At 39.4% G+C, this 16,824-nt stretch carries 10 protein-coding genes; 4 read left to right on the top strand and 6 right to left on the bottom strand.

Going from position 1 to position 16,824, the window contains the following annotated elements:
• The first annotated feature begins 11 nt into the window (after positions 1-11).
• Positions 12-2,282 carry a CHRD domain-containing protein gene (locus tag L0Z67_RS18125; RefSeq protein ID WP_392353713.1) on the top strand — a complete coding sequence of 757 codons (2,271 nt, stop codon included), beginning with the start codon at positions 12-14 and terminating at the stop codon, positions 2,280-2,282.
• Positions 2,283-2,370: 88 nt separating this feature from the next.
• Here L0Z67_RS18125 and L0Z67_RS18120 read toward each other — a convergent pair whose 3' ends face one another.
• From L0Z67_RS18120 to L0Z67_RS18110, 3 genes are all read right to left on the bottom strand, one after another.
• Positions 2,371-2,856, bottom strand: a complete 486-nt coding sequence (locus tag L0Z67_RS18120; RefSeq protein ID WP_062567560.1) for a DUF6436 domain-containing protein — start codon at positions 2,854-2,856, stop codon at positions 2,371-2,373.
• A gap of 13 nt (positions 2,857-2,869) precedes the next feature.
• Complete coding sequence (locus L0Z67_RS18115; protein ID WP_237115356.1) at positions 2,870-4,336, bottom strand: methyl-accepting chemotaxis protein; 1,467 nt, start codon at positions 4,334-4,336, stop codon at positions 2,870-2,872.
• 76 nt (positions 4,337-4,412) lie between these two features.
• Positions 4,413-4,967, bottom strand: a complete 555-nt coding sequence (locus L0Z67_RS18110; protein WP_167346329.1) for an isochorismatase family protein — start codon at positions 4,965-4,967, stop codon at positions 4,413-4,415.
• A 170-nt stretch (positions 4,968-5,137) separates the two neighbouring features.
• On the opposite strand from L0Z67_RS18110, the gene L0Z67_RS18105 reads away from it, so the two are divergent.
• A complete protein-coding gene (locus L0Z67_RS18105; protein WP_405128747.1) occupies positions 5,138-9,673 on the top strand; it encodes an EAL domain-containing protein in 4,536 nt (1,511 codons plus the stop codon).
• Here L0Z67_RS18105 and L0Z67_RS18100 read toward each other — a convergent pair.
• Together L0Z67_RS18100 and L0Z67_RS18095 are read right to left on the bottom strand one after the other, a co-directional pair.
• Positions 9,651-12,434: a response regulator gene (locus L0Z67_RS18100; RefSeq protein WP_237127339.1), complete on the bottom strand. Its 2,784-nt coding sequence runs from the start codon at positions 12,432-12,434 to the stop codon at positions 9,651-9,653. The two genes, L0Z67_RS18105 and L0Z67_RS18100, sit on opposite strands and share 23 nt — an antisense overlap.
• 62 nt (positions 12,435-12,496) lie before the next feature.
• Entirely contained in the window at positions 12,497-13,390 is an 894-nt protein-coding gene (locus L0Z67_RS18095) for a cation diffusion facilitator family transporter (RefSeq protein ID WP_392353708.1), read from the bottom strand.
• Between the two features lie 210 nt (positions 13,391-13,600).
• Here L0Z67_RS18095 and L0Z67_RS18090 point away from each other — a divergent pair, with 210 nt between their 5' ends.
• Positions 13,601-15,046: a sensor domain-containing diguanylate cyclase gene (locus L0Z67_RS18090; protein ID WP_237115359.1), complete on the top strand. Its 1,446-nt coding sequence runs from the start codon at positions 13,601-13,603 to the stop codon at positions 15,044-15,046.
• A 250-nt stretch (positions 15,047-15,296) separates the two neighbouring features.
• On the opposite strand, the gene L0Z67_RS18085 is transcribed toward L0Z67_RS18090, so the two are convergent.
• On the bottom strand, positions 15,297-16,259 hold the full coding sequence (locus L0Z67_RS18085) for an AraC family transcriptional regulator (RefSeq protein ID WP_237115360.1): 963 nt from the start codon (positions 16,257-16,259) through the stop codon (positions 15,297-15,299).
• Between the two features lie 97 nt (positions 16,260-16,356).
• Between L0Z67_RS18085 and L0Z67_RS18080 the strand changes: the two genes are divergently transcribed.
• Complete coding sequence (locus tag L0Z67_RS18080) at positions 16,357-16,677, top strand: Mpo1-like protein (RefSeq protein WP_392353705.1); 321 nt, start codon at positions 16,357-16,359, stop codon at positions 16,675-16,677.
• The last annotated feature ends 147 nt before the right edge of the window (positions 16,678-16,824 follow it).

Here is a 16,824-nt window from a genome sequence, read left to right as displayed (position 1 = left end):
AAGGAAGAACGATGAAATACATACTCTTGGTAAGCAGCTTACTTCTAGTCACTGCTTGTAGTGATGAGGACGACGATAATGAAGTGATTACCCCTCCCCCAGTACAAGAATTCAGTCCCAGCCAAACCTACTCTGTCACTTTGAGCGGCAAGCAAGAAGTACCAATGAATAACTCAATGCAAACCGCCACAGCAACCGTAGAGCTTGATGAAAGTTTAATGCAATTTCGTGCAACGCTAGATGCAAGCTCAGTAGAAGGGTTTAGTGCTGCGCACATTCATGATGGTGATTTGGGTGAGAATGGCGACGTTGCATTCGCTTTTGAAGCAACAAGTGAAGGTATGTATGAAGTGGCTATTACCGACCTTGATGAAAGCTCGATCGCTGATTTAATGGACGGGGATTGGTATATCAACCTCCACACTGAAGCATTTGCAGACGGCGAGCTCCGCGCACAAATAGTGCCAGATACAACGAGCATCATCACTTTCGCCTTAAATGGTAATCAGCAAGTTCCTATGAACGACACCGATGCGATGGGTTACGGTTACGCATCTTACGATAGTGCAAGTACAGAACTTAAACTTCGCGCAGTCACTATGGGTCTAGATGATGCAACAGCAGCGCACATCCACACAGGCAAATTAGGTTCAAATGGTGATGTGTTTGTGGTTTTAGAACAAGACGATGAAATTATGACTGATTGGGTTGTGCCTGAGGGAACCACCATTGACAGTGATACTCTTGCGGTGCTCTTAGATGGTGGACATTATGTGAACATTCACACCCCTGAATTTGCGAATGGCGAAATTCGCGGACAAATCCTGACTGATAATTACGCTGTGGCAACATTTGATCTTAGTGGTAAGCAAGAAGTGCCTATGGTAAACACCATGGCCAGTGGTGATGGCTACGCATTAGTAGACACAACTGACTACAGCGTAGAACTCACGGTTGTTACTTCAAACTTAGACGATGCAACTGCAGCACATATCCACACAGGTCGAATTGGCACTAATGGTGATGTACTCGTCGCTCTTGAACAATCAATGGGTGACAGTAACGTTTGGATGACTCCTGCAAATACCATGATAAATGCTGACATTTTTGCGGTGCTTGCTTCTGGTGGTCATTATGTAAATGTTCATACACCTGCTAATGCTGGCGGAGAACTACGAGGCCAAATACTTACCAACAACTTCGCGTTCACAAGCTTTACACTCAATGGTGAGCAAGAAGTACCTGCTGTTACCACCAATGCTAGTGGTGAAGCGTATGTTCTTATTAATATGAATAATTACGACCTCGAGCTTCGTGTAAACACAACAGGTGTAGATGACGCAACAGGCGCTCATATTCACACAGGTCGAATTGGCACTAATGGTGATGTACTTGTTGCACTTGAGCAGTCAACAACTGATGCCGGCACCTGGGTAACACCTGCCAATACAATGATAAACGCAGATATTTTTGCGGTACTTGCATCAGGTGGTCATTATGTAAATGTTCATACACCTGCTAATACAAGTGGTGAAATCAGAGGCCAAATTCTGACAGATAATTATCAATTAGTGACTTTCCCATTAACTGGCATGCAAGAAGTACCCGCAGTCGATACCATGGCGTCAGGCAGTGGTTATGCACTAGTCAATATGGATAATTACCACTTAGAGTTAAGAGCATTAACAGAGGGCGTAAGTGATGCAACTGCTGCGCACATCCACACTGGCCGCATTGGTATGAACGGTGATGTACTTGCGGCGTTAGAACAGTCAAGCGATAACATTAACCTATGGCAAACACCTGAAAACATCTTGATAGATGCAGATACTTTTGCAGTACTTTCATCAGGTGGCCACTACGTTAATGTGCACACGCCGGCTAATCCTAGCGGTGAGCTACGTGGGCAAATTTTAACTGATAACTATGTATTTGTGACCTTCCCGCTAAGCGGTGCACAAGAAGTACCAAGTGTTGTGACAAGCGCATCAGGTGATGGCTATGCATTAGTGAACACCCATGATTACAGTGTTGAACTACAAGTACTCACCTCAGGTGTGAGCGACGCCAGCGCAGCGCATATTCATACCGGTGTGACAGGTGAAAATGGCCCGGTATTGGTTGGCCTTGTGCAAGATAGCGATGATATGAATCGCTGGATGAGCAACGCTGGCTTGATGATTGATGCCGACACCTTTTCAGTACTCGCCTCTGGCGGTCATTATGTAAATGTACATACACCTGCTAACCCGAGTGGGGAAATTAGAGGCCAGATCCAGTAATCTATTCCTAATCCTGCTAATCCTAGTTGTTCTGAGGCCAATGTGATTTTGGCCTCTTTTTTTGTATCTGTTTGCTTAAAAGTTAAACTTAACCAATCTTACAATAACACCCTTTGGCATTAGAATTAACGAACTGACTATTAAAACCAGCACGTAAATTTTTAATTACCAACTCAACAAAACCGTTCTGACTCGAGCATGCTAAGCCTTTTGATAATGGCCCTGCATATGCCAACTCTTGATTATCTGAAATAAGTACCGCAGCCGGTTGCGCGGGTATAAGTGAAGACAAAGCCATACTCGGGGCTAGTTTTACTACTTTCACTCCCTGCTCGATAGCGTAGTCTGTTAAGCTCTGAATGTGCGCTTGTGAGCGCGCGGAACAGACACAGGTGTTTTCATCCACAATATACAAAGTATCGCCTTCGACTGCATTAAGCCCAACGGTATTTTGAAACAATGACAGCCAGTTTGGTTGCGACAGCGTGTTATCGGGGTCAAATGTTTCTGTTTGCTGGGTGTAAGCAAAAACTAAAGTAGCAAGCACAGTAACAACCCATAAAAGGGTCGCCACTGTTAATCTTATGCTATTTGAATTTAGCAATACCCTGCTCCAGCACATCAATACTGACATCAATTAACTGCACACGATCGGTTAGCTTTTCAATCATATGGTTATCATTGTCTTGATTAGCAATTAAGGCTTGTGAGTTCTCGGCAATTGCACGGGTGTTACCCGCTTGGTTTTGCACTACATGCGCAACCGATTGTGAGCTAGTGGCAGCACTATTTACTTGCTCCGTCATTTCAGTGATTTGTTGCTTCATTTGTGTGCTAATTGCCGATAGTTGCTCAATCAGAGTGATACTCCCTTGCATTGACTGAGTCGATGAAGCACTATTTTGCATCAAACTTTCAAGGGTTGTCGTTATTTTATCTGTGGTGTGTTTACTACGCGTTGCAAGGTTTCTAACTTCATCTGCGACCACAGCAAAACCGCGCCCCTGCTCACCGGCACGAGCCGCTTCAATAGCCGCGTTTAAAGCAAGGAGGTTGGTTTGCTCAGCAATCGATGAAATCTCATTCAGTAAGTCTGAGATATGGCTACATGCACTTACTAATAGTGCAATATTTTGATCTGCCTCTTTAAGGTTACTAGCAAGCTCAGCGGTTTTGTTGTCTGTATTCGCCACCTCATTTAATGCCTCGCTCGCACTTAAATGAAGCTTTTCAAACTGGGTTTGTAGTTCATTACTTTCTTGCTCAACATGGGCAAAGCCTTCAGCAACGCGCTCACCTGATTGTGCAATATCAGCCGATAACTGCTCTCGGTGCTGTGCTTGTTGGTGCAGTTCATCATGTACTTCAAGCAATTGTTTAGACTGATTTTTTAAAACACTACTTTGACTTTGTACATCACCAATTACACTTGAAACAAAACCAAGAAGACGATTGAAGCCCGCCACCGCTTCACTGTGACTCTCATCGGCTCTTAGACTAATATTAATACTGTTTTCATCCGCCATAATTTGCTCTGTAGTATTACTTAACGAGAGCCCTGCACTGCGTTCACGGTGCAATGTTTTAGCGATGTAGCCCGCAACAATAGCTTCAACAATGGCATATACAGCATGGATAAGTACGGTACTAAAATACAATCTGTCAGGGTCAAAAACATATAAACCCATTTCATTGATTTGTAAAAAATAAAAACTTAAATGATGAACGGCAACAAACGCAAGTGCAGTAATAAACACTCGCCACTCAACAAACATGATTAGCACAGCCATCAATATAAAAATTTCAAAGTGAACTTCAATAAGTCCATAGCTTTGTTGGATGTGTAAAAACGAAAACATCATGCAGCCAGCTGCAACCACATGAGCGGTCAATTTACTACTTGGGAAGCGGTACAGCATCCAAAGCGGCAAAGACAGCAAAAGTAAGCCTGTGACCACACCGGTTAACAAGGTTGAGTAGATAAACCCTAATACCAAAGACTCTACAAATAAAAGAAGAAACAAATAGGTAAAAAGGCGGCGCACACTTGTCATAGTTAAAGCCTTAATTATTAAATTATTTACAAAAATACAATTAACCGAGCCTATACGGTTTGATGCGTATCATGGTTCACTTTATTAATGGCAATAATGCTCTAAATTGTTCAGTTCCTGCTTTTTCTAACCATTGAAATAACACACTTTCGGTACAGGTTATTATAGCTCCAGCCTGCGTAAGTTGCTTTGTTGCTATGTTTTTATGGTGTGAGTTGCGCGATGCAATAGCGTCATCCACAATGAATAATTTAAAATCGGCAGTTAATAAATCTAAACACGTTTGTAAAACACAAACATGCGCTTCTGTCCCTGCAACAACAATTTGGGGACGATTAAAGCGCGATAGCGACTCTATAAAGTTTGGCTCTAAACAGGCACTAAAATGTATTTTTTCTATATTACAGCTTGTTGCCATAAAGTGGGCAAGCGATGGGTCGGTTGCACCCAGTTTTTCAGGATTTTGCTCCGTAAAAACCACTGGAATATCAAAAAGAGATGCCCCTTTTAAAAGCTTTTCGGTATTATTAACAACCTCTGCAAACTCGCTAATAACAGGAGAAAGCCCTGCTTGTTCATCAATGATAAGTAAAATCGTTTGCGTTTTTTGACATATAAATGGATGACGCATAAAAGGCCTTGGGTCATTTTTAATTAATGTATTTATAGCACATAGATACATTTGTGTGCCTTAATTAACATTATGCTAAATTATCTTTTCTTACACGTTAATTACGTGCATATTTGTGCTATATTTTACTAAAAGTTTTGTGCAAATAATCATTTAGGGTTCAACATTCGGTGCCTAAACACTTTCTCCTAATTTTCATTTTTACTCTGTTAGTATTCCCTAACGTTGCGAATGCGCAAAATTATGCTTTGCAAATTCAGCGACTTTCAACAGATGAAGGCTTAACTCAAGGCTCTGTTACTAAAGTTGTTCAAGATGATCTCGGTTTTATATGGATTGGTACTTACCAAGGTTTAAATCGTTATGACGGTTACCAGGTATCTCCATTTTCAGGAGAGCACATACTCGATCAGCGACAAATTGCCTTCATGGCAAAGACTAACAATGGAAAACTATTTGTAAGTACCGAGTTTTCAGGGGCTTTTTTAATTGACCCAAAATCTTTGCATGTTGAAAAAATCTATTCAGGAAAACTAAACCCTGAAGATAATTTTTTCTCACCTATATTGGCTTTCGATGAAAGTGATAACGATTACTTTTTCGCTATAAACCAACACGTTTACTCCTACCACAAGCAATCAAAAAAGTTTTTACATGAATTCTCGATAAATAAAGAGGAACATTTTGTTCGCTCTCTGAAACTCTATGAAAACTCTCTATTTATAGGTACCTCAAATGGGCTGTTTTCTAAGAATCTCGCTGATGAGCATATTTCGTATATTCCATTGGCAAGTCAAAAAACCATCAACGATGACAACAAAAACGTTAAATTTTTGCATATCGATAAACAGCTAGGACTTCTCGTCGGAACGGTGGAAGGAATGTATAACATCCCTTTTAACAACAAAGAGTTACTTGAATATGACAAAGCGAGGTTACTCATTCCAAAGCTCAATATATGGGATTATACCGACAGCCCTTTTGGTGAATATATAGTGACCGAAAAAGGCTTATTTGAATTTAATCGACAAACACTAGACGCTGAATTTGTTTTACGTTTCGACCAAAGCAAATTCAACATGACCGATAACACTATACCAGATGTCATGGTTGATAAAACGGGTCTGCTTTGGCTTGCGTCACGTTCGCAAGGGGTATTCACTTGGTCTACTTTGGCCAAGCGCTTTAAACATATCCAGTTGAAGAATGAACAAAGTTATTACGACAATAACATTTGGTCAATTATCCAAGATGACAATAATACCCTTTGGATTGGTACCGATAACGGCTTAATGAAATACAACCAGTTAACTAAAAAAACTACTGCGTACTTAGTTAACAATGATGAAAAAGCATTTCATGGTGAGCATGGTATTTATGGTATTAGCAAAGCACAACTAGATGATAATAACCGTTACCTATGGCTGATGAAGTATGTTGGATTGACGCTGTTTGACAAAAAAACAGGCAAGACAATACCCATTAACGGCAGTGAAAAAACAAAGGCATTTTTATCTACAGAGCCTAGTTGGGGTTTTCACGTTATAAAACCTGACCAATTTGCCTTTATAACGAATGACGAGTTTTACACTTATAACGGTAAAACTGGCGAATTAAATGTCATTAAAGGGCTTAAAGAGCAAGTAGATATAATCAATGCAAATTCATTTTTAAAGCCTTTCCCCAATTATCCTGATGAGTATGTGCTTAACCTGTCGGGTAAGCTCTATCGTTACAATGAATCCACCCAAAAGTTAACGCTAATATATAAAGTAGAAAACTATAACCCTTTAGCTTTCTTTCTAATAGATGACTGGGTCATCGATCACAATAATATGTTATGGCTAGCTTCATCACATGAAGGTTTAATAGGCTTAGACGCTGAAACCTATGAAGTTAAGCATCGTTTTGGGCAAGCATCTGGCTTACAGGCTAAATCAGTTTTTGGGCTTCAAATAGATCGTTTTGGGTTTTTATGGTTTAGCTCTCAAAACGGTTTATATCGTTTAGATTTGAGCTCATTTACGTTAGATCGCTATTTTATACGAGACGGTCTATCCGTTAACGAGTTTAATATAGATGCAGATACAACACTCGCTAATGGGCAAATAGCATTTGGTTCAACCCGTGGCGTCTTACTTGTCTCGCCAGAAGATTTTCTTTCTTCGCCAGTCAGTACGCAGAAAAACGCAACTGAAATTACCAGTGTTTCACTCTTATCAAGAGAGCTTAACTATCACCCCTATAAATACGCTGATAATGCGCTGCAACTCACCGCAGATGATATAGGCTTAGAGGTCACTTTTTCTAACTTTGACACATTAAATAAAGACACCACACGATATAAAGTGACTTTAGAAGGCCCTACGTCATTACAATACGACAAACTAACGACTAATAAGGTACTTTTTACAAAGCTTCCTCCTGGTGATTATGTGTTGTCGGTTTCATCTACTTCAGAGCTCACTAAAGCTGACACTGCAACCCGCCAGTTAAGGTTCAACGTGGCATATGCAATGTGGTCCTCTCCGTTTGCAATCGCTTGCTACACAGTGATTGTTTTGGCTATTTTATTTATTATTTTTTGGCAGTATCGTGCTCGTCAGCAAACAATCCGAAAAGCGCATGATGAGATCGTAAAATCCCAGCAACAAACTGAGCTTGCACTAAGTAGTAATAACAGTGGTGTATGGGAAGCTAACCTTAAAAATATGACTATACACCATAACCGTATAGCGGCTGAATTAGGTTATAAAGAATACGAGGATACAATTAAACTCACTGAATTTTTAAACCTGATTCACCCTCATGATCGACGCTTATTCATCAATCAATGGGACTCTTTTTCTAAACAGCTCAATCAACAACAGTGGAATGTAACCTACCGTCTAAGACACAAAGCAGGTCAATGGTTATGGTATCAAGATCTTGGCCGTGTCGTTGCAGCGGATGAAAATAATACACCGCTGAAAATATCAGGAATATATAGCAATATTACTGAGCAAAAAGCAAATGCACAGCAAGCCGCCGTGCTTGGGGAAGCCTTCGGTCAAATAAATGATTGGCTACTTATTTTAGATAATCAATTAAAGCCTTTTTCAGCTAATGCCAGTTTCAGCGAAGCCTTTGCCACACCGAATAACATTGCAGACTTGAGCTTAAAAGACTTCTTAGGTGCGATAGGAAAAGCGCACTACGTTGAGTTTTTGACTGTTTTAAAAACCCTCAAACCCAAACAAAACTGGAAGACAGAGGCATTTATCCGCACCTTAAAAAGTCCCGCTCACCCAGTACACATAAGTGTTACAGCCGTAGCAAAAGATCAGCAAACAATTAATTACTACGTTATCGTAATATCAGATCTAACAGAGCAAAAACGTGCCGAAGATGAGCTTAGATACCTAGCTAACTATGACCCTTTAACAGGCTTACCTAATCGTACGTTAATGCATTCTAAAATAAATATCTGTATTAATGAGGCCAGCAAAGAGAATAAATTAGCCGCTCTGTTGTTTATCGACCTAGATAAATTTAAACCTGTCAATGACTCTTTTGGTCATGCGGTGGGCGATCAGTTACTGTGCAACATCACCAGAAGAGTGAGTTTAATTTTACCTGACAATGCAATAATAGGCAGGCAAAGTGGTGATGAATTTTTAGTGCTAGTGCAAGACTTACACTCGCCTCAAAGCTTAAGTACCTTAGTTAAATCACTCACCGATGAACTAGGTAATAAAGTGGTTATTGAAGATTTTTCTATCAATATATCGGCCAGCATCGGGGTTGCTCTGTATCCATTTGATGCAACAACTGCGGATGACTTAATTCGCAACGCTGATATTGCAATGATGCATGCAAAACAGTCTGGCCGTAACAACTTTAAATATTTCACAGAGCAAATGAATAACCAGCTCACTAAAAAGTTGTTACTCGAAAACGCACTAAAAGATGCTTTTAAAGATGACGAGCTATTTAATAACTATCAGCCGATTGTTAATGCTAGGAATAAAACCATCAACGGTGTTGAGCTTTTAATGCGCTGGAAAAACGAGCAAGGATTTGTCTCCCCCGCCGAATTTATTCCTATCGCTGAAGAAATCGGTTTAATTGATGTCTTAACAGAGCAAGCACTTGAGCGCGCATTAACCGAGCTCAAGCCCCTTTTACGTGCAAACCCTCGCTTTTATTTGTCGTTAAATTTATCACCGATGCATATTTTGAAGTCAAACCTTACAGAGCGTTTGTTGATGATACTGAATAATCATTTGGTAAAACCAATTCAGCTGCGCTTGGAGATCACTGAGAGCACCTTACTTGAGGATAAAATAAAAGCATCAAAGCAGTTACAAAAATTAAAAAATGCGGGTTTTAAACTGTTACTGGATGACTTCGGGACAGGCTATTCTTCATTAACCTATTTAAGCCAATTTCCTATCGATGTTATAAAAATAGATCAAAGCTTTGTGCGTAACATTGGCCAAGATAAAAGTAACGAGTCAATCATCAAAACCATTCATGCGCTATCGACAAATTTAGGGCTTTATTGTATTGCTGAAGGTGTCGAAACCACAGAACAAATTAAGTTCTTAGAGAAGATGGGTTGTGAAGATCTACAAGGATATTATTTTGCTAAGCCCATGCTGATCGATGAGCTTAACAAGGAGTCTACCATCCAAGCTATTATTAGCCGTCTAAACGCGCTTTAAACCACTTATTTAGACAATTATATAGCTCATCTTTATTAATAGGCTTAGAAATAAAATCATCCATTCCTGCTTCAATGCAACGCTTTTGATCATCTTCAAAAGCGTTTGCGGTAATCGCAATTATAACAGCTCGCCCATAGCGTTCTGGCGCTAATTTAATCGCTTGAGTGCACTGATAACCATCCATATTTGGCATCTGACAGTCCATTAAAATAATGTCAGCCACAAAGCTCTCTAAGGCTTTAAGTGCTTCTACACCATCACTGGCTTGTTGAATTGTACACTGAGTTTCATGCATCATTTTATTGAGTACCAGTTGATTAACTGGATTATCCTCAACTATCAGTACATTGACACCTGCTAGCTCTGGCTTCTGAACAGATTGATTATCTACAAGCGTGGATTCACTTATTTGAGCAGGTACACAAAGTGTAAACACACTGCCCTTACCTTGTTCACTTTGAAGTTTCAGCTCACCTTTCATTAACTCTATAATACGCTTTGAAATCGCTAAACCAAGCCCAGTACCACCGTACTTTCGGGTTGTAGAAATATCAGCCTGAGTAAACTCAGTGAAAAGTATAGCTTGCTGGTCTGGCGAAATACCAATGCCCGTGTCACGAATACATACTTCAATTATTCCATCTTTGTAACGACTGGATAAAGTAATTTCACCTGAATCGGTAAACTTACCCGCATTACTTAAAATATTATTAATAACTTGGCTGAAGCGAAGCGGATCTAAGCTAACGTAATCGGGAATGTCTTTTGATATATCAAGTTCAAACGAAACGTTAGGCTTCACACACGTATTACTGAACACTTGCGCTAACTTATATAACAGCTTTTTCACCTCTACAGCACGATATTCTAATTTTAGTGCTCCAGCTTCAATTTTTGAAAAGTCTAAAATATCGTTAAGTATCAATAATAAATTGTTGGCACTTTGATGCACCATTGCCAGCTCTTCGCGTTCTTTTTCTGGTAAGGTTTGATTATCAAGAAGCAACTGCGTCATGCCTAAAATACCATTTAACGGCGTCCTTATCTCGTGGCTCATATTGGCTAAAAATTGCGATTTTGTTTTATTGGCATGATTTGCAGTTTTAACGGCCTCTACCAACTCATTTGTTTTATCACTAACTTGGCGTTCCAATTGTGCATTAAAGTCCTTAAGCTTGCTGTTAAGGTGCTCATTTTCATGGTTTACTTGACGTAGGCGGCTAAAGCTCAGTGTTAGTTTATTAGCTAAATTAGCAAACTGTGATTGCAACCTGCTTACTTCAAGCCAAGTATTAGGCAAATATGCATCTGTATTTGCCTGCTCAGGTTCAAATTTATCAATTTGTTCAGCTAACTTTGAAATAGGCGCAACCAACCAGCGGCTAAGCTGGGTTATAAAAATACTGGTCAATAAGATAATAAATACAATCATTACAATTGACTGCCCCCAAGCATGCACTGCAACATTGTTAGCATACTTGCGATTAAGCATAGTCAACACCACCCAGTTGTGCTCTGATGATCGTGCTTGACGAACATAAAACTGCTGCTCACTATCAGGGTTAAGCACCTTAAAGCGAGTCTCATCTGCAAACCCGCTCAACTCATTGTCTTTAATTTCCTGTAATTCAATAAAGTCATCTAAGGAGCTGTAAACCACTTTATTCATTGAATCTAACACGACTAACTCACCTTGATGGCTGAATAAACTAGGTCGTAACTTTGAAAAGTAATCAAACATCAATGAGCCTTCAACAATTCCTGTAAAGGTATCTTTAATATAGATAGGAGCAGAAACAGCCACGATAGGAAGCGCACCAAACCCACGTCCTTTAAAAATAGAAGACACATACCCAAGCCTATGGTTAGGAGCATTAATAAAGTAGTCTCTATCTGAAACATTTGGTTGGATCTTAGATTGCTCTAGGCTAATTGCTAAAGATTTAGGATAAAAATGAGTCACATCAGCAACTGCATTTGTAATGATTTGCGTTCTAAAATCAGGATATAACTGCGCCATGTTCTCTAACATTGCTTGTTTAGGAGCGCCTAAAGCAATACTTTTTGCAGTTAAAAGAACACCTTTTTTATGGTGCTCTAAGTGAGTATCTATGGTCTGCGATATTTCTTGTGCTTTTTCATAAAGTTGAGAATTGATCTCATACTCAATGCGTGAATAGTGATTATTGGTTAATACTATAGACGTTAAAATAACGACCAAAATAATGAGTAAAGTTACTATATAATTGAGTATTTTATATAACGAAGAATAGTATTTATACCATGAGTAACGGCTAAAGAAGAAGCTCAATAAATCAATGACAGACAAGTAAATCGCTGCATTGAGGCTGTATTTTGCCAAGGCTATGGCAATAGTCAAAATTGGCAAGCCCAATGTGAAATGACCAAAACTCCAAAGTAAGGGCAAGCCGACTATAAACCAAAATATCATACCGCGCAGGAACACAGGTCGGGCTTTACTTAAACAAAAAACGTGCAAAAAGATAAGTTCAAGAGCAAATACAACTGAGGGCCATGCATGCCCCCAACGATAAAAAATAAAGCCAGTGCTTATCACAAATGTGATAAGCGCAAATCGCCAACCAAATAGCAGTAAACTTAGGATGACAAAAAATTGCCCTAACAAAAATTCGGAGCTATCTAAGAAAAAGATAGGAAGTAGATTGGTAACACCCGCAACAGCTCCTAACAACACAGCTGCAAAAAAGCTAAAATATGGCGGTTTATGGACTAGCAAAGGCGGTACCCTATCTTATAGTGATACCTTTAAATTAAAAGAAAAAAAGGTAATTTGCCACCTTAATTAATAGGGTGGCATTCATGGCTTTCAATTTGTAAGACACTTTTCGCAACTTTAAAGCGCGAAAGTAAAAGCTTTTCGACTTTTAGGCGACACGCTTCATCATGTTTTTCTACTGTACAGTGTTGTTTTAACACGACATGCGCGCCGACAATGACAGTGTTATCCTGACGAACAACCGTTACATTATGCACATTTTCAACATGCTCAATTGAAGCTATGCTTTTTTCAACCTCAGCCACATTAGGCAGTTTACTATTATTTTCAACTAGGCCTTTAATGCAACGTATTATTACTTTAACACCCGTGAATAAAACGAAAGAGGCAATTAACATGCTCGAAATAATATCGATTTCAGCCCAGCCAGTAAGGTAAATCAAAATTCCTGCAAAAAAAGTTGAAACCGTTGAAATTAAATCAAAAAATGAGTGAAGAAACACCGCGTATACATTAATGCTCGCTTTGCGCCCTTTGTAAAGGACCCAAGCTGCGGCACCATGAAATAAAAAGCCAATAGCTGAAATAACAGACATTAGATAGCTATTAATTTCGAGATGGTTACCTTCATTATGGTGTAGGTATCGCTCACCACCTTCGTATAAAATAACCAAACTAATACTTAAGTACAGAATACCATTGATTAAACCGCCGGTTAGTTCTGCACGTTGATAACCATCATTAAAGTTTTTGGCAAAATGTATCGCCATTGACGACGCTATTAACGCGATAAATAAAGAACTATTATGGACAAACAAATGCCCCGCATCAGCAAGCACTGCTAACGAGTTTGAAAAATACGCACCAATGATCTGAATTACCATAAACGAGCAAGTAATGGCTAAAGCAATTAGCAAGCGACGTCTAGATGCTTGGTGAGTCGTAATATCTGTCATGAAGAAGAGATAAACCTATTCGCTGGAAAAAGAGTAATGATATACAGTCTCAATTGTAATACGTGACGCCACTAAACGCACTAAAAACTTATTTATCTCTTACGCTACGCATGTTTTTAGCTTTCTGATTGAGAGAAAAGAAAATTTTATATCAATATTTTGTTAAAAATTGTAACCTTATACCGTGTATTGGTTTTAGGTCGTTTTTTAATGAGTTCAATTGAGCAAACATGGCAGACTCTCGCAGCATTACCGATAGCTATCATCATGTTTGATCAGCAACACAATCGTTTCTATTTTAACTTACCTGCACAGTCGCTATTCTCAATTGAAGAGCAACTAAGCTCAGATGAACTCAACCTAACTCATCTTGCACTTAATAACGCGCTAAGTAGCGAATCACTAGGCATTACCGACTTATTGCCAAGTTCGTACAACAAATATCCCTTGTTTGTAACCCTCACCAACCGACGTACTCAGTCAGCCAAACTGCTCGACCTAAAATTTGCAACACTTTGTGATTCCCTTTATATCACTGTGTGTGAACCTCGTACATTACCTAGCCAAGCCCAAAGCCAAGACTTCGATGAGCTGATTTCTCAGATTTCAACAGAACTTATCGATATCCAAAACGAAAATATGAGTCAGCAAATAGAAAAAGCACTGCAAACAATAGGCTTAAACTGCCATGCTGACCGTACTTACATTTTTGAATTTAGTGATGACGGATTATCGATGAGTAACACCTACGAGTGGGTAAACGATGGTATTACGCCCTTTAAAGAGCACCTACAGAATATCCCAAAAGATTCTTTACCTTATTTTTTTCAGCAAATGCACACTCAGCATATTTTTAACGCATCAAACACCGCTGAATTACCCCCTGAAGCCAGCGCAGAGAAAATGGAGTTCACTAACGAGGGAATTCAATCTGTTATATGTATTGGCTTAGTCGTCGAAAAAACATTATTTGGCTTCATCGGTTGTGACTGCGTTAATAAAGCCCGTCAATGGTCTCAAACAGATTTGTTAAGAATAAAACTCGTCGGCGACATGATCACAAATGCATTAAAAAATATGCAATATAAAAATAAACTTGAAAAGATACAAAAGCTGTTACTTGCTGCAAATAAAGAGTTGCATGAGCAAGCTCATAGAGACAGTCTGACCGAAATTGCTAATCGTCGACAACTCGATACTACCCTACAACAAGAATTAAAACGCTGTGCCCGCAGCAGACTCTCGTTAAGCTTAATTCTGTGTGATATTGACTCATTTAAATTGTATAACGATACGCTAGGTCATCAACAAGGTGATCAAGCATTAAAGCGCGTTGCTAAAACCCTTGAAGAAAATTGTCAGCGTCCAGGAGACTTAGCAGCCAGATACGGTGGTGAAGAGTTCGCTATTATTCTCCCCGCTACTAATAAGCAAGAAGCCTTTTTATTCTGCCAAAAGTTACAGCTAGCGATTAAACGACTCGCAATTAAACACCCTAATTCTAAAGTGAACCCGTTACTAACATTAAGCTTTGGTATTTACTCATGCCAACCTAATGCGCACAACGTAGCTGATCATACGCTTATTATGGCCGACAAAGCACTTTACCGAGCAAAGCAAAATGGCCGTAACCGCATAGAAGAAATGGCTGAGTAATTTAACTTTGAGTTTTAAATTTTTTTACACTTTAAACTGGTTTGCTTATTATTCTTTTTATACCGATACGCTTAATTAAGCGAGCTATTTTCAGGCAATCAAAGCTCGTAGGTAACAAGGCAAAATTGCGTTCTTTAAATTGTGCTGTGCAATTGCTCCTACATTGCTGTATCTCCTGCATCCATACAACCCAAAATGAGAACTTTTTAACGCAGATAGCGAAAGGTTAACCCCATAAAACAATTAAATATTACTGCGAATTTGGTTTTAATTCTTGCCTGTATGTCTTTGGTGACACGCCATACCAACGATTAAATGCATGATAAAATGCGCTCACTTCTGAGTAACCACATAAAAACGCTATTTCAGTGAGTGATAAGTCTGTTTCAACTAAAAGTGTGGTGCTTCTTTGTTGTCTTAAGTTCGCCAGTTCTTGGCTGAAGTTAGTTCCTTCTTTAGCAAGACGCCGTTGCAAGGTTTTTTCACTCATATTGAGCGCCTTTGCCATATCTTTACAGCCAAACTCCCCTAGGGTTAAATGCTCTTCAAGTAAAATACGCAAAACATGACTGACATTACTTTGTGTAGCAACTTTGATTTGACCCGCAATAAATGGCTGCGCATCGGTTTGCTCACAAAAAAATAAGCTGTGAGTTTTGGCTCCATACTCGACAGGGCAATTAAAATGTTCATTTATTTCAGCAAGATGCTCTTTTCGCTGTAAACAAATACGCGATGGATGCCAGTTTTTTCCTTTTACAGTACGTGCTATTTTCAAACAAAATGCCATTGGTGCCTCATAACTTAACAATGACATATCACGCTCACCATCACTGAAATTAAAGCGCAATTCATACTCAGCACCATGATCAATTAACGACACATTATGCGTATCCCCCATCAACTTTTGATAGCGTAAAATAAGCCGAAAGGCACTGAGTAATTGCGTTGACTGAATAATCGCCATCCCTACCACAGGTATGGCTCGCACATTCATAGTACTACCAACATATATGCCTAAATGAATATCAGGCAACATCGCCTGAGCTTGCTTCCAAAGCGTACTTACACTAGCTTGCGGATAACGAGCTGTTTGGCTGCTTAGATCATTCAGCGATATATGGGCTTGTGAAAATAGCGCATTGATGGGTAAACCTTGCCACTTGAATGACTCAGCCATGGCGCGTAGCCACCAGCTTGATAAGGTACGCATACGTGTCTCTAACAAACAATTTAATGACCTATAATATCAAGTAAGTTAGAAAACAAAAGCCTATTGTTAACCTGTAATTAACAACGGAGACAACAATATGGGCACCGTCGCAAGTAAACGCGAGTTCGCAAACTTTAAAGAGTTTTACCCTTACTACTTACAAGAACACAAAAATAAGGTATGTCGACGCTTACACTTCATTGGCAGCTGGTTTGTGTTGGCTATCTTGTTTGCTGCACTTTACCAACAGCAATACAGTTTGCTCATTTTCTGCCCGCTAATCGGCTACGGTTTTGCTTGGGTAGGTCACTTCTTTTTTGAAAAAAACCGCCCTGCCACGTTTACTCACCCTTTTTATAGCTTTATTGGCGACTGGGTGATGTTTAAAGACATTATTGTTCGTAAGGTCCCATTTTAGGAAGTAACTATGACTATAAAATACACAGTATCAAAGCAAGAATGGCAAGCTCGCCATATTAATCGCCAGTAATAATGATGGGTTATGGCTATTCCTAGCGCTACATATAGCATAGTTATGTTCGTAACAGGCTATGTGTTTTGTACC

The sequence above is a fragment of the Pseudoalteromonas sp. PB2-1 genome (assembly GCF_045040605.1).
GTDB lineage: Bacteria > Pseudomonadota > Gammaproteobacteria > Enterobacterales > Alteromonadaceae > Pseudoalteromonas > Pseudoalteromonas arabiensis.
Note: the sequence above shows the minus strand (reverse complement) of the source record. Positions and strands in the feature narration are given on the sequence as shown.